General features: G+C 66.3%; 17 protein-coding genes. 11 read left to right on the plus strand and 6 right to left on the minus strand.

All coding sequences use genetic code 11. The features are described 5' to 3' along the window. Window positions 1–6: 6 nt before the first annotated feature. From ASPU41_RS01005 to ASPU41_RS01030, 6 genes are all read right to left on the minus strand, one after another. A complete protein-coding gene (locus ASPU41_RS01005) occupies window positions 7–1,533 on the minus strand; it encodes a DHA2 family efflux MFS transporter permease subunit (protein ID WP_069949321.1) in 1,527 nt (508 codons plus the stop codon). 45 nt (window positions 1,534–1,578) lie between these two features. Then, window positions 1,579–1,977 (minus strand): ankyrin repeat domain-containing protein, encoded by a 399-nt coding sequence (locus ASPU41_RS01010; RefSeq protein ID WP_069949322.1) that lies wholly within the window; start codon window positions 1,975–1,977, stop codon window positions 1,579–1,581. Further along, window positions 1,974–3,056, minus strand: a complete 1,083-nt coding sequence (ygfZ, locus tag ASPU41_RS01015; RefSeq protein ID WP_069949323.1) for a CAF17-like 4Fe-4S cluster assembly/insertion protein YgfZ — start codon at window positions 3,054–3,056, stop codon at window positions 1,974–1,976. The genes ASPU41_RS01010 and ygfZ overlap by 4 nt, the downstream gene beginning before the upstream one ends. Window positions 3,057–3,078: 22 nt before the next feature. Further along, window positions 3,079–3,795 (minus strand): flavodoxin family protein, encoded by a 717-nt coding sequence (locus ASPU41_RS01020; protein WP_069952393.1) that lies wholly within the window; start codon window positions 3,793–3,795, stop codon window positions 3,079–3,081. Window positions 3,796–3,904: 109 nt separating this feature from the next. Beyond that, entirely contained in the window at window positions 3,905–4,519 is a 615-nt protein-coding gene (locus ASPU41_RS01025; RefSeq protein WP_069949324.1) for an FABP family protein, read from the minus strand. Between the two features lie 176 nt (window positions 4,520–4,695). After that, on the minus strand, window positions 4,696–5,430 hold the full coding sequence (locus ASPU41_RS01030; RefSeq protein WP_069949325.1) for a permease: 735 nt from the start codon (window positions 5,428–5,430) through the stop codon (window positions 4,696–4,698). Between the two features lie 256 nt (window positions 5,431–5,686). Between ASPU41_RS01030 and ASPU41_RS01035 the strand changes: the two genes are divergently transcribed. The 11 genes from ASPU41_RS01035 to ASPU41_RS01085 all read left to right on the plus strand — a co-directional run bounded on the left by ASPU41_RS01035 (window position 5,687) and on the right by ASPU41_RS01085 (window position 15,372). After that, entirely contained in the window at window positions 5,687–6,385 is a 699-nt protein-coding gene (locus ASPU41_RS01035) for a winged helix-turn-helix transcriptional regulator (protein WP_069949326.1), read from the plus strand. Between the two features lie 235 nt (window positions 6,386–6,620). Next, window positions 6,621–7,604 carry a mycothiol synthase gene (mshD, locus tag ASPU41_RS01040; protein WP_069949327.1) on the plus strand — a complete coding sequence of 328 codons (984 nt, stop codon included), beginning with the start codon at window positions 6,621–6,623 and terminating at the stop codon, window positions 7,602–7,604. A 115-nt stretch (window positions 7,605–7,719) separates the two neighbouring features. Continuing rightward, window positions 7,720–9,984 carry an RNA degradosome polyphosphate kinase gene (locus ASPU41_RS01045; protein ID WP_069949328.1) on the plus strand — a complete coding sequence of 755 codons (2,265 nt, stop codon included), beginning with the start codon at window positions 7,720–7,722 and terminating at the stop codon, window positions 9,982–9,984. An 11-nt stretch (window positions 9,985–9,995) separates the two neighbouring features. Beyond that, window positions 9,996–10,973 carry an NUDIX hydrolase gene (locus ASPU41_RS01050; protein ID WP_069949329.1) on the plus strand — a complete coding sequence of 326 codons (978 nt, stop codon included), beginning with the start codon at window positions 9,996–9,998 and terminating at the stop codon, window positions 10,971–10,973. Window positions 10,974–11,033: 60 nt separating this feature from the next. Next, the gene (locus tag ASPU41_RS01055) at window positions 11,034–11,837 is read left to right on the plus strand and encodes a thymidylate synthase (protein ID WP_069949330.1); all 804 of its coding nucleotides are present in this window, start codon (window positions 11,034–11,036) and stop codon (window positions 11,835–11,837) included. After that, the gene (locus ASPU41_RS01060) at window positions 11,834–12,421 is read left to right on the plus strand and encodes a dihydrofolate reductase (RefSeq protein ID WP_069949331.1); all 588 of its coding nucleotides are present in this window, start codon (window positions 11,834–11,836) and stop codon (window positions 12,419–12,421) included. The genes ASPU41_RS01055 and ASPU41_RS01060 overlap by 4 nt, the downstream gene beginning before the upstream one ends. Window positions 12,422–12,425: 4 nt before the next feature. Beyond that, window positions 12,426–12,644, plus strand: coding sequence for an NF038396 family protein (locus ASPU41_RS01065; protein WP_069949332.1), 219 nt, complete (start codon window positions 12,426–12,428; stop codon window positions 12,642–12,644). Window positions 12,645–12,802: 158 nt separating this feature from the next. Then, complete coding sequence (locus ASPU41_RS01070) at window positions 12,803–13,831, plus strand: hypothetical protein (RefSeq protein WP_157356890.1); 1,029 nt, start codon at window positions 12,803–12,805, stop codon at window positions 13,829–13,831. 21 nt (window positions 13,832–13,852) lie between these two features. Further along, window positions 13,853–14,497 carry a hypothetical protein gene (locus tag ASPU41_RS01075; RefSeq protein WP_157356891.1) on the plus strand — a complete coding sequence of 215 codons (645 nt, stop codon included), beginning with the start codon at window positions 13,853–13,855 and terminating at the stop codon, window positions 14,495–14,497. Further along, a complete protein-coding gene (locus ASPU41_RS01080; RefSeq protein ID WP_069949335.1) occupies window positions 14,494–14,898 on the plus strand; it encodes a hypothetical protein in 405 nt (134 codons plus the stop codon). The genes ASPU41_RS01075 and ASPU41_RS01080 overlap by 4 nt, the downstream gene beginning before the upstream one ends. A 171-nt stretch (window positions 14,899–15,069) precedes the next feature. Then, on the plus strand, window positions 15,070–15,372 hold the full coding sequence (locus tag ASPU41_RS01085; protein ID WP_197515724.1) for a hypothetical protein: 303 nt from the start codon (window positions 15,070–15,072) through the stop codon (window positions 15,370–15,372). The last annotated feature ends 44 nt before the right edge of the window (window positions 15,373–15,416 follow it).

Raw genomic sequence — 15,416 nt, forward strand, 5'->3', positions numbered from 1 at the left:
GGTACCTCAGCGGGACGGCGTGCCGGAGCCCTGGGCGCCGGCTGCCGGTGCCGGCACGGCGCCAAGTGTCCCCCAGCCCTGCATCGGCTGGGGCTTGCCGAAGAACAGCGCCACCCCCGCGCCGAGCAGGATGACGGCGGCGGGCAGCATGATGGACTGGCCCATCGCCGTCGAGAACCCGTCCTGCATGGATCCGGGCAGCGTGCCGCCAAAGGACATCGGACCCGCCTCCCCGGATCCTCCCGGGACGGCGGGAAGTTCCGCGGCGAGCCGGGCCTGGATCAGGACCGCGATTGCGGCGCTGCCGAGGACGGCACCGATCTGGCGCGTGGTGTTGTACACACCGGCGCCGGCGCCGGCCAGCCGCGGCGGCAGGTTCCGGGTGGCGGTGGTGCTCAGCGGCGCCCAGATGCCGGCGTTCGCGAGACCGAGCACGGCGCTGGGCAGCAGGAACAGCAGGATCGGCGTGTCCGGATGCATCAGGAACCCGTTCCAGGTCAGCGCCACGGACATCAGGAACAGACCGGTTGCGGTGATGAACTTCGGGTCGACCCGGTCGATGATCTTGCCCACCACCGGCGCGAGCCCGCCGGAGATGAGCGCCATCGGCACCATCATCAGCGCGGACTCGGTGGGCGTCAGGCCGCGGACAATCTGGAAGTAGAAGATCAGCGGCAGGGTGAAGGCCGTGATCGCGAAACCGACGGTGGTGATGCCGATGTTCGCGAGGGAAAAATTGCGGTCCTTGAACAGGGACAGCGGCAGCAGGGGTTCCCCCTTGTTCACCTTCTGCCACAGGACAAACACCGCGAGCACCGCGATTCCGGTGATGATGAGCCCCCACACCGTGACGGGTCCGGTGATGGTTCCCCAGTTGTAGGTTTCGCCCTCCTGGATGCCGAACACCAGCAGGAACAACCCGACGGCGCTGAGCAGCACGCCGGGGATGTCGAACTTGTGCGGGTGGGTGCTGAGGGCAGGCACATGGCGCAGTGCCAGGATGAAGCCGGCGATGCCCACCGGGAGGTTGACAAAGAAGATCCACTCCCAGCCCAGGCCGTCGACGAGGACGCCGCCGAGGATCGGCCCGACCAGGGTGGCAACGCCGGCGGTGGCACCCCAGATTCCCATCGCGGCCCCGCGCCGGTCCGGCGGGAAGATCCTGGTGATGACGGCCATGGTCTGGGGTGTCATGAGCGCGGCGCCGAGGCCCTGGAAGACCCGGGCCACGATCAGCATCTGCACGTCGCCGGAGAGACCGCACCAGAGCGAGGCCAGGGTAAAGACGACGAGCCCGGTCAGGTAGAGCCTCTTCGGGCCGAAGCGGTCACCCAGCCTGCCGGTGATCAGCAGCGGCACGGCATAGGCCAGCAGATAGGCGCTGGTCACCCAGATCACCGAGTTGATGTCGGCGTTGAGGGCTTTCATGATGCTGGGATTGGCCACCGAGACGATGGTCGTGTCGACCAGGATCATAAAGAAGCCGATCACGAGGGACCAGAGTGCCGGCCACGGCCTGGCGACGTTTTCCATGGGATTCCTTAGGGTGAAGGTCCGGCCGTGGACGGGAGGGACGAATCAGCCTAGCAGTGCCAGGATGTCTTTCCGCTCGAACATCTGCGCGGCCGCCCGGGCGGAGGGCGTGCCGGCGTCGGGGTCCGCGCCGGCGTCGACCAGCGCCTGCGCCACGTCCGTGTAACCCTTGAAAACGGCTCCGGCCAGCGGCGTCTGGCCGCGGTCGTTGGCGGTGTTGGCGTCCCCGCCGTGCGCCAGGATCAGCCGGACGGTGTCGGCGTGGCCGTGGTAGGCCGCGAGCATCAGCAGGGAATCCCCGGCCGCGTTCGTCATGGTCGCCGGAGCCCCGGCGGACAGGTAGCGGCCGAGCAGCGCGTCGTTGCCCTCGCGGGCAGCATCGAACAGGGAATGGGCCAGGGCCAGTGTTTCCTCGTCCGGCACGCCCGGGGGGTCGCTGCTCATCGTGTCCCCCGCAGGAAGCCGGTCTGGCGCCCCACCACCTGGCCGGCATCGGGAGCCACAATGACTTCCTGCGCGGCGGTGTAGGGCTCCTCGCCGTCCAGGACGGTCAGGGTTTCTCCCGGCGGGACCGAGCGCTTGACCACGGCCAGCGCCACCGGGCCCATTTCGTAGTGCTGCGCCACGGAGGTCACGGTGCCGACTTTGCGGTCACCGGACCGGACTTCGCTGCCGACGGCGGGCATGGTGTGCTGCGAGCCGTCGAGCTGCAGGAACACCAGCCGGCGCGGCGGGTGGCCCAGGTTGTGGACGCGGGCCACGGTCTCCTGGCCCTTGTAGCAGCCCTTGTTCAGGTGCACGGCGGTGCGGAGCAGGTCCAGTTCGTGCGGGATGGTTTTGTCGTCGGTTTCGGCGCCCCAGCGGGGCCGCCACGCGGCGATGCGCAGCGCCTCGGCCGCCCAGATCCCGGCGAGCGGCCGGTCGCCCACCGTGGCTTCGAGCTCAGCGGCCGGGACGAGGTACTCGAACCAGGGCCGTTCCAGCCCGGGGTGGGCGTCCTCCCCCACCACCGCATAGGAGTAGCCGCCGGCGCCGACGTGCGGCCAGGGATCCTCCCAGACCAGCCGGTCGGACCATTCCGGCACCCGGCGGGTGGTGCCCAGCACGGCCCAGTCCGCGGAAACGTCCGTGATCTCGACGCGGAGCATAAATTTCATCCTGTTGAGCCACTCGGCCAGCGGTCCGGCCTCCGCCGCCTCCACGATCAGCCAGGTCGTCCCGCCGTCGTCCACCACCCGGGCGTCGAATTCGATCCGGCCCTGCACACTCAGCAGCAGCAGTTCGCTGGACTGCCCGGGGGCAAGGCTGGTGAGCTGCTGGGAGGACAGGGTGTTCAGCCAGCTCAGCCGGTCCGGCCCGGAAACGGTGACGACGCCGCGGTGGGACAGGTCCACGACGGCGGTGCCGGCGGCCAGCGCCCGTTGTTCGCGCAGCGGTTCGCCGTAGTGGGAGGCGACGCCGGCGTCGGCGCCGCCGGCCTCGACGGCGCCGGGGCGCGCCAGCAGGGGGCTCTTGATAGTCATATGTAGTAGAAGTCCTTAGGGCTTAGCGGTATTCCGGATTTTCGAAGTCAAACCTGGTCCCGGCTTTCCAGGCCTCGGGAAGGTTTCCGTAGGCGGGGATGCCGCCTGCGTCCTTCAGCATCCGGGCCAGGTGCAGCAGGTTCCAGGTCATGAAGGTGGTGTTGCGGTTGGTGAAGTCACTTTCCGGACCGCCGGAGCCTTCATCGAGGTAGCTTGGACCCGGCCCCACGGCGCCGATCCAGCCGGCGTCGGCCTGCGGCGGGATGGTGAAGCCAATGTGCTGGAGGCTGTAGAGCACGTTCATGGCGCAGTGCTTGATGCCGTCCTCGTTGCCGGTGATCAGGCAGCCGCCCACCTTGGGGTAGAACGCCCACTGTCCTTTGTCATTGAGCTCCCCGGAGTGCGCGTAAAGGCGTTCGATCAGCTTCTTCGTCTGTGAGGAGTTGTCGCCCAGCCAGATCGGTCCGGCCACCACGACGATGTCAGCTTCCCGGACGGCCGGGTACAGCTCGGGCCATTCATCGGTCCGCCAGCCGTGCTCGCGCATGTCCGGGTAGACGCCGCTGGCGATGTCGTGGTCGACCGTCCGGATAACGCGCGTGCTCACGCCGTGTTTCTCCATGATCCGGCGGCTGACCTCGATCAGGCCCTGCGTGTTGGATTTCTCCGGGGACCTTTTGAGGGTGCCGTTGAAGTACACGGCCTTCAGGTCGCTGAAATCGGCAGGCATCCCGGCCATGGCGGGTGTGGTGTTCACTGTGGTGCTCCCTGCGGTCGCTGCGACAACGGAAAAATCAGTGAGACCTCAAGACCGGTCAGCGGTTCGACGGCGCGGGTGGCGCCGCTGCTCAGCTGACCTTGTGAAGGATCGCGGACGCGTGGGCCTCCAGGCCGCTGCCCCCCTCGGGACCCTTGCCCGTCGCCACGTCCCAGCGCCAGAGCAGGTTGCCGTCGACGAGGCCAAAGATCCGGGTGGCCGCGGTGTACTCCTTGGAGTGGCTGCCCCGCATCACCATGTCGGTGCTGAGCTGGATCTGCGGGCCCTTGATTTGGCCGTAGTACAGCTCGGAGATTCCGCCGGGGTGGGAAATCGAGACGGAGATGTCGAAGCCGCCGTCTTTGTTACGCAGGGCCTCGACCTCGTCGGCGCTTTTGAGCACCGGAACGATGTCGGCGGGGATCAGCCCCGGGCCGCCGTCTTCCTCGCGTTGCTTGCGCTCCAGCGCCCAGAAACCGGTTTCAACGGTCAGCGGACGAAGCCTGGTGCCGTCGTCGTCGGTCAGCCAGCTCTCGGCCCGGTACTGAAGGTACGGCAGGCCGTTGTGCGTGAAGGAGACGTGCTGCAGGAAGTGCTCGGAATCCTCCTCGCCGGCACCCAGCCTGCCCCGGCCCTCCCACTCACCAATGAGCCAGGACAGCGGAACGATTTCGGGTGTCAGATCTGTCGGTATTTCAATCGGCACAGCAGCTACCTCTGCAAACGAAGACGACGATAGAATTTCTGGCTGTTACTTCTGGCCCTTGAAAAGTCGGTAGACAACGAAGCCGGCGAACCAGGCCATGGCCAGGCTGGCAACGCCGAGCAGAACAAGGAAGAAGATTTCAAATGCAAGTACGGACATGATGCCATCCTAGCGCTTTAGTAGATGAGTAGTTTGTCTATGAAGTAAGCCAGCGAACCGACGGCGGCGACCGGCCCCAGCCCTATTCCGAGGCCTGCCGCAAAGCTTAGCGATTCTCCCCGGAGGATCACCAGCCGGCGGAAACTCACCAGCACGGCCCCCACCACCACCCCGACGATCGCGGCCGGCAGCACGGCGATGTCGGAGAACACGAGTCCGGCGAGCGGTCCTGCCAGCCCGGCCCCGACGACGCCCAGCGGCGCCACGACCCGGTCCGGCCAGCGGATCAGGCCCGCCAGCAGGGCGATCGCAGCGCTGATCGCCGCGACCAGGAGCATCTCACGCACGCCGTTGAAGCGGGAGCAGGCAATCCACCCGGCCCCCAGGCAGGACAACATAACACCCGCAGAGGAACCGAGGGTGGACTCCAGGCGCTGCGCCTGTCCCGTGCCGCGGATCAACTGCATGACGAAGATCGCCATCATTCCCGCCGCCATGAACGACGGTGTCCAGTCCAGGAAGCCCGGGGCGGGGACGTAGGTGGCGGCAACGGCGGCGCCCACTCCGGGCAGGCCGATCAGGACGCCCAGGGTTTTCCGGGCCGGGATGCCCAGGAAATGCGGCCAGCCGATTCCGACGCCGGCGGCCATCAGCACGCCAACCGCCAAAAGCGCCTCGGGCGAGGTGTAGGAGGCGCCGACAATCGCGGCGAGTCCGGCCAGGCCAATGACGCCGATGATCCAAGACTTCACTGTGCACCCGACATCTGTGTATCCGTCATCCGTCTTCCGGTCATCGTCGTACCTTCGCTCACTGCGGACCCCAATTCGACCTGATCATCGTCAGGGGGCTGCGGGCCCCGACGGATCAATCCTGCCCTATGTGACCGTTTTGTGTCGCAAAAGAATCGGCCACAGGTGACGGAACCATGTCCGGGAAGGGGCCTTTGGGTATACTCGAAGTCAGCTACAGACGCCCAACGATGCGCGGACACCCCTTGGAGGAAACATGTCGCACATCCTGCTATTGACGAACAGCACCGGCTCATCGGTCGACGTCCTGCCTGCTCTGGAACTGCTGAACCACCGGGTCCATATTCTCCCGGCCGAGCCGACCGCGCTGCTGGAGACCGACCCCTGCGACATCGTCCTGCTGGACGCCCGCAAAGACCTCGTTGGCGCACGCTCCCTGACCCAACTGCTCAAGGCCACCGGCCTGAGCGCCCCCCTGATGCTCATCCTGACCGAGGGTGGCATGGCCGCCGTGTCCTCGGCGTGGGCCGTCGATGACATCCTGCTGGAATCCGCCGGGCCCGCCGAGGTCGAGGCCCGCATCCGGCTCGGCGTCGCCCGGGCCGTGACGGAACAGGACGATGCCCCGACCGAGATCCGGGCCGCCGGCGTCGTTATCGATGAGGCCAGTTACACCGCCCGGGTCAACGGCGCACCGCTGAACCTGACTTTCAAGGAATTCGAACTGCTCAAGTACCTCGCACAGCACCCCGGCCGGGTGTTCACCCGCCAGCAGCTGCTGACCGAGGTGTGGGGCTACGACTATTACGGCGGCACCCGCACGGTGGACGTCCACGTCCGGCGGCTGCGGGCCAAGCTGGGCGCTGACCACGAGAACCTGATCAGCACGGTCCGCAACGTGGGCTACCGCCTCACGCTGGTCCGGCTTCCCGAGGAAGAGCTCACCGGAGCCTGACCAGCGAACAAAGAAAAGCCCCGGACATCAGTCCGAGGCTTTTCTTGTTTGAGTGGAGGACATACGGGTCGAACGTATCGAGGCCACCCCAGTGGTGGATCCCCCTCGCATCTGGACTGGCGGTTCCTGGAAACAAGCTCTGGACCGAACAGCCGGATGAGTTACCGACTATACGTAACAGGTCCGGAAACCACAAAATCGGGCCCGCCAAGGCCGCACCGTATAGCCTTGCACCATGAGTCCCGCGCATCCTGAGAACTGGCCCGTACTTGCTGCCAAGGGGGCCGCGGATCCGCAGCTCCTGAAGGATGTCAAAGCCCTCGCGGCCGCCGCGGAGGAATCCGATGGCAATCCGCCGCTGTCCGAACAGACGCTGGTGACGCTGCGTGCCGGCGACGCGGGCGAGGTCGGCGGTACAAAGACAGTGCTGACCCTGGCCCTGTACAGCCCGGAGGAGGAATCCGACCCGGCGACGGCGCAGGACCTGGCCGGGGTCGCCGTCGTCATCGAGGAGCCCGACGGCACGGGGGTGCTGGAGATTGCCGTCCATCCCAGCTACCGAAACCAGGGCGTGGCGGACCGGCTGGTCGGCGAGCTCAAGAACACCCGCGGCTTCGCCGGCCTCAAGGCCTGGTCCCACGGCAACCACGAAGCAGCGGCCGAACTCGCCGCGCGCTACGGTTACGGCCCCGTCCGCGAGTTGTGGAAGATGCGGCTCACCAGCGCGGCGGCGGAGCTGCCGGACGTCCCGCTGCCGGACGGGGTGACCCTGCGCGCCTTCGTCCCGGGCCGGGATGAGGATGCCTGGCTCGCGGCAAACCGGGCCGCCTTCGCGCACCACCCCGAACAGGGGAACATGACACGCGCCGACCTGGACGCCAGGATGGCCGAGCCGTGGTTCGATCCCGCCGGCTTCCTGCTGGCCGTCGATGCCTCGGACAGGATCCTCGGCTTCCACTGGACCAAGGTGCACCCCCGCCACGGGGAACACCCGGCAATCGGCGAGGTCTACGTGGTGGGGGTGACCCCCGACGCGCAGGGCACCGGGCTGGGCAAGGCGCTGACGGTCGCCGGCATCAGGCACCTGCAGCGCCAGGGCCTGCACCCGGTCATGCTCTACGTCGATGCGGACAACCTTCCTGCCGTGTCGCTGTACCGGCGGCTCGGCTTCACCCGCTGGGACGTGGACGTGATGTATGCCCCGCTGGAAGGCCGATAATCCATTCGACGGACACCCGTTGTCCATCCGGGGGAAATCCGGACTCTTCGAAAGCTGCTCGCCGGGTGATTGCTTGTAAGGTTGAAGCTAAATCGCGCCAGCATTAGGAGAGACCATGCAACGGGAATCTGCCCGGACAGCCACGTCTGAAGCCGCTACGTCGGACAAAAAAGTGCGACCCGCGCGTGCCCAGTTCGGCTCCTCCGAAGTGCCGGCCTCACGGGCCACCCAGGACCGGATCGACATTCCCGAATTCGAGCCCAGCCTGGAGCCTGCCGGTGACTTCAGCCCGGACCGCTTCCTGGACCGTGAACTTAGCTGGCTCTCGTTCAACGCCCGCGTGCTGGAGCTCGCCGAGGACCCGAACCTGCACCTGCTGGAACGCGTCAGCTTCCTCTCGATCTTCGCGTCCAACCTGGACGAGTTCTTTATGGTCCGCGTCGCCGGGCTGAAGCGCCGGATCGCCACCGGCCTGGCCGTCCCCTCCCCCGCCGGGCTCAGCCCGATGCAGGTCCTGGAGCAGATCGGCGACGAGGCCCACCGCCTGCAGCAGCGCCACGCCCGCGTCTACGCCGAGCAGATCCGTCCGGCGCTGGCCTACGAGCACATCCATCTCATGCACTGGGAGGAGCTGGATTCCCAGGCCAAGGACCAGCTCAGCGCCATGTTCGCCGAGAAGGTCTTCCCGATTTTGACCCCCCTGGCCGTGGACCCCGCCCACCCCTTCCCCTACATCTCGGGCCTCTCCCTGAACCTCGCCGTCGTCGTCCGCAACCCGATCAGCGACAAGGAACTCTTCGCCCGCCTCAAGGTCCCGGACCAGCTCCCCCGGCTGATCTCGGTCGACGGCCCGCGGGCCGGCTCCGTGCCGGGCCGGGTGGCCCGCTTCATCGCCCTCGAGGAAGTCATCGCCGTCCACCTGGACCAGCTCTTTGCCGGGATGGAGGTGCTGGAGCACCATACGTTCCGCGTCACCCGCAACGAAGACCTCGAGGTCGAGGAGGACGACGCCGAGAACCTGCTGCAGGCCCTCGAAAAGGAGCTGCTGCGCCGCCGTTTCGGCCCGCCGGTCCGGCTCGAAGTCACCAACGACATCAACCCGAACATCCGTGCGCTGCTGATCCGCGAGCTTGGCGTTGAGGAATCCGAGGTCTACTCGGTTCCCGCCCCGCTGGACCTCCGCGGGCTTTCGGTCATTGCCGGAATCGACCGGGCGGACCTGCACTACCCCAAGCACGTCCCGCACACCTCCCGGTACCTCAACGAATCGGAAACGTCCAAGGCGGCGAACGTCTTTGCGGCCATGCGGCGGCGGGACATCCTGCTGCACCACCCCTATGACTCCTTCTCCACCTCGGTGCAGGCGTTCCTGGAACAGGCGGCCTCAGACCCGAAGGTCCAGGCCATCAAACAGACGCTGTACCGCACCTCGGGTGACTCGCCGATCGTCGATGCCCTGATCGACGCCGCCGAGGCCGGCAAGCAGGTCCTGGCCCTCGTGGAGATCAAGGCCCGCTTCGACGAGCAGGCCAACATCTCCTGGGCCCGGAAGCTGGAGCAGGCCGGCGTCCACGTGGTCTACGGCATCGTGGGCCTCAAGACGCACTGCAAACTCTCCCTGGTCGTGCGCCAGGAGGTGGACGGGCTCCGACGCTACTGCCACATCGGCACCGGCAACTACCACCCGCGCACGGCCCGCTACTACGAGGACCTGGGCCTGCTCACGGCCAACGAGCAGGTGGGCGAGGATCTCTCCAAGCTCTTCAACCAGCTCTCCGGCTACGCTCCGAAGTCGACCTTCAAGCGGCTCCTGGTGGCACCCCGGTCGGTGCGTTCAGGGCTCATCGACCGGATCGAAACCGAGATCAGGAACGCCCGGGCAGGCCTCACCGCCCGGGTCCAGATCAAGGTCAACTCGATGGTGGACGAAGCCATCATCGACTCCCTGTACCGGGCCTCCCAGGCCGGCGTTCCCGTGGACATCATCGTCCGCGGCATCTGCTCACTGCGCCCCGGTGTGCCCGGCCTCAGCGAGAACATCACGGTCCGCTCCGTGCTGGGCCGTTTCCTGGAGCACTCCCGCGTCTTCGCCTTCGCCAATGCCGGGGATCCGGTGGTCTACATCGGTTCGGCGGACATGATGCACCGGAACCTTGACCGGCGGGTTGAAGCCCTGGTCCAGCTCACCAGCGGTGACGACACGACGTATGTCATGGACCTGCTGCGCCGCTACATGGATCCGGGCACCGCCAGCTGGCACCTGGACAGCGAGGCGGTGTGGACCCGCCACCACCTCGCCGAAGACGGCCACGACCTCGACGACATCCAGTCCTGGCTGCTCAATTCCCGCTCGCGGCAGCGCTCGTCCGGGCTGCGGTAGGGGCTCTGGCATTGAGTAGCGATGCACTGGTTGCCGACCAGACGGACCATACCGGTGAAGCAATCGCCGTGGTGGCAGCAGGCGCCGTGCCCTGGCGCGCCGCCCCGGGGGACAAGGAAAAACTCGAGGTCCTGCTGATCCACCGCCCGCGGTATGACGACTGGTCCTGGCCCAAGGGCAAGATCGACCCCGGAGAGACGGTGCCCGAGTGCGCCGCCCGCGAGGTCGAAGAGGAAATAGGGTTGAAGGCGCCGCTGGGCATCCCGCTGCCCGCCATCCACTACCACGTCCCCGCCGGGCTGAAGGTGGTCCACTACTGGGCCGTCGACGCCGGCGGGGCCTCAATCCTGCCGGACGGCAAGGAGGTGGACAGCGTCATGTGGTGCTCGCCGGAGAAGGCGGCCCGGCTGCTGAGCAACCCGAGCGACGTGGCGCCGCTCGAGCACCTGGCGGCCGCCCATGCCCGCCGCGAACTCAAGACGTGGCCGCTCGTCATCGTCCGCCATGCCAAGGCCAAACCGCGCTCCTCATGGTCCAAGGCCGAAGGGGACCGGCCCCTGGCTGTCACCGGGTTGCGGCAGGCCCAGGCAGTGGGACGGCTCCTGCAGGCCTGGAAACCCCGGCGTATTGTCTCCAGCCCGTGGCTCAGGTGTGTTGCCACCATCGCCCCCTACGCCAAGGTGTCCGATGCGAAGGTGAAGCTGAACGAAGCCCTCACGGAGCACCGGCACGGCCGGCATCCGCACAAGACGGCCGCCGTCCTCGAGGGCCTCTTCGACAAGCAGCGGGCCGTGGTGCTCTGCACGCACCGCCCCGCCCTCCCCACCCTGTTCGCCCAACTCGGAAAGCACATGGGTTCCCGGTTGCGCGCCCAGTTGCCGGATTCCGACCCGTTCCTTGCCCCCGGTGAGATCGTCGTGTGCCACGTGGCGCACCACAGCCAGGACAAGGTGGTCGCCGTCGAGCGTTTCCGGCCTTTCGACGACTGAGGCCCGCCCAGCCAGCAAGACGGATAAGGAGCGGACGCGACTTCTCAGTAGACTGGGACGGTGAGCATTCCTACGCCCTATGAAGACCTGCTGCGCGATGTCCTGGAGAACGGCACGCATAAATCGGACCGTACCGGGACCGGGACCCTGAGTGTGTTCGGCCGCCAGATGCGTTTCGACCTGAGCAAGAGTTTCCCCCTGATCACCACCAAACGCGTGCACTTCAAGTCCGTCGCGGTGGAGCTGCTCTGGTTCCTCCGCGGGGACACGAACGTGAAGTGGATGCAGGACCAGGGTGTCACCATCTGGAACGAATGGGCCGACGCCGACGGCGAGCTCGGCCCGGTCTACGGCGTCCAGTGGCGCTCCTGGCCGACCCCCGACGGCGGCCACATCGACCAGATCGCCGAACTCATCGAGAACCTCAAGACCAACCCGGACTCCCGGCGGCACATCGTCTCGGCCTGGAACGTCGCCGAACTCAAGGACATGGCCCTCCCGCCGTGCCACGCGTTCTTCCAGTTCTACGTGGCCAACGGCAAACTCTCGTGCCAGCTGTACCAGCGCTCCGCGGACACCTTCCTGGGGGTGCCGTTCAACATCGCCTCCTACGCCCTGCTGACCTGCATGATCGCCCAGCAGACCGGCCTGGAACCCGGCGAATTCGTCTGGACCGGCGGCGACGTCCACATCTACGACAACCACATGGACCAGGTCCTCAAGCAGCTCGCCCGGGCCCCCTACGAATACCCCCAGCTCAAGATCACCCGTAAGCCGGACTCCATCTTCGATTACACCCTCGATGACTTCGAGGTGGTCGGCTACCAGCACCACCCGACGATTAAGGCCCCGATAGCCGTATGAACAATGACAGCATTCCGGACGCAGAGCCCGCCGACTTCACCGGCACGCTGGATGCCCTCACCGGGCTCGGCGTCGTCTGGGCCCAGACCAGCACCGGCGTCATCGGCAAGGACGGCGGCATGCCGTGGCGACTTCCCGAGGACCTGCGGCACTTCAGCCGGCTCACCACCGGCCACCCGGTGATCATGGGCCGCAAGACCTGGGAATCCTTTCCGGACAAGTACCGCCCCCTGCCCGGCCGGACGAACATTGTCATCACCCGCCAGGAGGACTGGGGCGCAACCCCGGCGGCGGAGGGCTCCGTCGCGGTCAGCTCCCTGGACGACGCCCTGTTGGAGTCCCAGTTCGCCCCCGGCAACGACATGGTCTGGATCATCGGCGGCGGCAACATCTTTGCCCAGTCCATGGACCTCGCCAACGTCGCCGTCATCACCACAATCGACACCACCACGGAGGGCGACACGTTCGCCCCCGACCTCGGCTACGACTGGAGCATGGGCGCGAGCCTGCCTGCGGACGGCTGGGAAACTGCCGACAACGGAACCCGCTACCGCATCAACGTGTGGCGCCGGACGGAGCACTAGAAGAATGCTGAAGAAACCCGAAACCCTCTTTGTCCTGGGCTACATGCTGCTTCCGCTGCTGGCACTGCTCTCTGCGATCGTGGGGCTGACCATGATCCTGGGCGGTAACAAGATCGTCGGCGCCATAGTGCTCGTGGTCATCACCCAGGCCTTTGCCTTCGGGGCGTTTTTCGCCCTCCGGAGGCGCAAGCACGCGCTGCTCACGGAGCGCACGGGCGAGTAACGGGCGTGCCGGCCCTCGGCTGAGGTCGGATGGGGAGATCACCCCATCGCCGGGCCCGGCGGTTCCGGCTACATTGGTCCCGGTTGGATACGCACGCCGGAATGCACGTGGTCCCGGCCGCAGCCGGTTAGGCTGATGCACGGATAGGGGGAGCCATCATGGCAGGAAACTTGTGGGGCGCCGACGTCGCCCAGCTGCGCACACTCGCACAACAGTTCGGCAAAACGTCCGAGACGCTGCTGCTGCAGTCGACCACGCTGACATCGGCCATCAACAACAACAGCTCCTGGAAGGGAGCCGACGGCGCGCGCTTCACGTCCGAATGGAACGGCAGCCACCGGGCCCTCATCCAGAAAACAGCGCAGGCGCTCAAAGCAGAGTCCCAGCGGCTGATGACCCACGCCGACCAGCAGGAGAAGGCGAGCAACGGGGCCGGAGCCGCCGCAAGTGCCGGAATCGCCGGAATCGCCGGAATTTCCGCCCGCAGCGGTACTGCCAGCAATCCTTGGGGACCGGACTGGTTGGCAAAGGGTTCACCGTTCAGGGACGCGTGGGGACTCCGGGGTATGTCGAAAGCGGCCCTTGACCTTCCCAAGAATGTGTTCGGCTTGGCCACGATGGCCTCGAAGGGCCTCGATAACTTTACTGACGCCGCCCGCTGGGCGAAGCTCCCTGCCACCAGCGTCACCTACAACCTCCTGGATTCGGGCACAGACCTGATCGGGCTCAAGAATCTCCAGAAATACGTCCCGGCGCTCAACCAGTTCGGTGGCGTCTTCAAAGAAAGCCCGTGGCTGTTCAAGGGCCAGGGCTCGGTCCTTGAGAGCCTGGGCAAGGGCGGTCTCGGCCGGGGTCTGGGTTGGGCCGGCGTGGGCCTGAACGGATTCGACACCGTCAAGTACATTGCCGAGGGTAAAACGGGAGATGCCTTGTGGTCGGGCGGCAAGGCGGCCCTCGGCGTTGCGTGTTTCCTGCCCCCACCAGTCGGAACTGTCTGTACCGTGGCCAGCGCGGCGATCGCGATCTACGAGATCCCTGCGGTCAAGGAATTCGTGAACGGCGCCGCCAGCAATGTCGCGGACACAGTGGCCAGCGCGGTGAAGGATCCGGGCAAATTCGTCGAAGACACCGGGAAGAATCTGGCCGACCTCGGCAAGGGCGCGGCCAGCTTCCTTGGCTTCGGATAAATTCAATTGAAGGGTGACCCCGTGACAACCAGCATCGAATCCACTGAACCGCCGGACACGGCAGTCGGCTTCGGCTTTGCCGAAATTGCCTACCTGATCCGAAGGTTCGACACCGACGCCGCAAGGAAATCTGCCCAGGTACTGCGGCTGGAAGAGGAAGTTCAGTCCGACCCGATCTGCATCGCCGGAGGATCTTCGCTTCTGGGCCGCGGCTTTGCCAGCGTCGATAACGACCTTGAATTGGAGGGCCCCGCAGTACCCACCGCGTATGCCTTGTCCAGGGCGGACCGCTGGACCGAACTGAGTCTGGTCGACGGTGAGAAGACGGATACCGTCGTGCACGTGGAGTCCGACAAGGTATCGCTGCTGATGCAACCCCGGACCCTCAGTACGTGGTTCGTCTTTGCCCAGGACCCCGAGGTTGACGGCGCGGACGCCGAGCTGTCCATCATCGAAGAACATACCCGCACCCACCCTGCGGGTACAGCGTTCATCCGGGCCAAGACGATCTCCGGCGAAGACCACCTCCTCATCCGCCCGGACAGGGGCGGCTGGGCGGTCGCCAAAGTTGTCGATCCCTCAACGGACGTTGAGGAAACAACGGGGCTGGACACCCCGGGACTGCTCGCCCGGATTCGGGAAACCAGAGGGGCCGGCGCCTCATGAGCGACGCTCCGGAGGAGCAACACCCGTCCCGGCGTAAGGGCTACTACAAGCGCCAGGTCGAACTGGAAGCCGCGAAGCAGGGACTCACCGTTGAGGAATATGGCGTCTACAAAGGCTCAGTAGGGAGTGCCGTCAAGCCGATCAATTCGGCCGGGGGCCTGCTGTTCCTTGCCGTCCTGATATCGCTGTTCTCCAGCGTGGTCGTGGTCGCCGGCGTCAAGATCTTGATCGACAACGAGGTTACGAGCTGGGTCGAATTGATCATTGCATTCGCCATCGTCCTGTTCACGGTGCCCGCCTCATGGGCGTATTACCTCAAGGAACGCAAAGCCGAACGTCTTCGACGTGCGAGCGGCAAGACGCTTCAGCGCCCCACCCGCCGTTCGACCGTCCGGGATTGAACGTCGCCTCCGCGTGGGACTGCAGCCACCGCGCCCTGATCCACAAAACCACGCTTACCCTCAAGGAGTCCCATGGCCAGGCGCAGTAGAGGCGTCCCCCCGGGGCCCGGCTCCGCGCCGTCCCGGCCGTCTGGCGGGCGGGTCATCCACCGTTTGGCGGAGAACGGCGAGGTGGTCGCGTACACGGAGGAAGAGTACGGGGTCCGGAAGGACGACGGCAGCGGACTGGTCAAGCCTGTCAATTCGGCCCGCGGCCTACTTTTGATGGCTATTGTCGTGTCCGCCCTCGATTGCCTGGTGCTCTACGGTCTGATCAGAATCGTGATCGACGGAACGTGGGAGATCCTCGCCGAAACATGGTGGGTCCTCATTGTCGGCATCTTTGTGCCCTGGGTGTGCTGGAGCTACTACCTCCAGGAACGCCGGGCAGAGAAACTGCGCGCCGCCCGCAAGCTCCCCCGGCCCGTTGAATAGCCCGAGGAATCGGGCCCGCGGCTGGTTCGAGGGGATCCCTGCCG

Origin of the sequence: Arthrobacter sp. U41 (genome assembly GCF_001750145.1) — a bacterium.
GTDB lineage: Bacteria > Actinomycetota > Actinomycetes > Actinomycetales > Micrococcaceae > Arthrobacter.

Bases quoted from the DNA above. Each gene is read 5' to 3' on its own strand.
- ASPU41_RS01060 (WP_069949331.1), top strand. From the start codon at position 11,834: ATGAACAATGACAGCATTCCGGACGCAGAGCCCGCCGACTTCACCGGC.
- ASPU41_RS01005 (WP_069949321.1), bottom strand. From the start codon at position 1,533: ATGGAAAACGTCGCCAGGCCGTGGCCGGCACTCTGGTCCCTCGTGATC.
- ygfZ (WP_069949323.1), bottom strand. From the start codon at position 3,056: ATGACTATCAAGAGCCCCCTGCTGGCGCGCCCCGGCGCCGTCGAGGCC.
- ASPU41_RS01065 (WP_069949332.1), top strand. From the start codon at position 12,426: ATGCTGAAGAAACCCGAAACCCTCTTTGTCCTGGGCTACATGCTGCTT.
- ASPU41_RS01045 (WP_069949328.1), top strand. From the start codon at position 7,720: ATGCAACGGGAATCTGCCCGGACAGCCACGTCTGAAGCCGCTACGTCG.
- ASPU41_RS01070 (WP_157356890.1), top strand. From the start codon at position 12,803: ATGGCAGGAAACTTGTGGGGCGCCGACGTCGCCCAGCTGCGCACACTC.
- ASPU41_RS01010 (WP_069949322.1), bottom strand. From the start codon at position 1,977: ATGAGCAGCGACCCCCCGGGCGTGCCGGACGAGGAAACACTGGCCCTG.
- ASPU41_RS01020 (WP_069952393.1), bottom strand. From the start codon at position 3,795: ATGGCCGGGATGCCTGCCGATTTCAGCGACCTGAAGGCCGTGTACTTC.
- mshD (WP_069949327.1), top strand. From the start codon at position 6,621: ATGAGTCCCGCGCATCCTGAGAACTGGCCCGTACTTGCTGCCAAGGGG.
- ASPU41_RS01080 (WP_069949335.1), top strand. From the start codon at position 14,494: ATGAGCGACGCTCCGGAGGAGCAACACCCGTCCCGGCGTAAGGGCTAC.
- ASPU41_RS01035 (WP_069949326.1), top strand. From the start codon at position 5,687: ATGTCGCACATCCTGCTATTGACGAACAGCACCGGCTCATCGGTCGAC.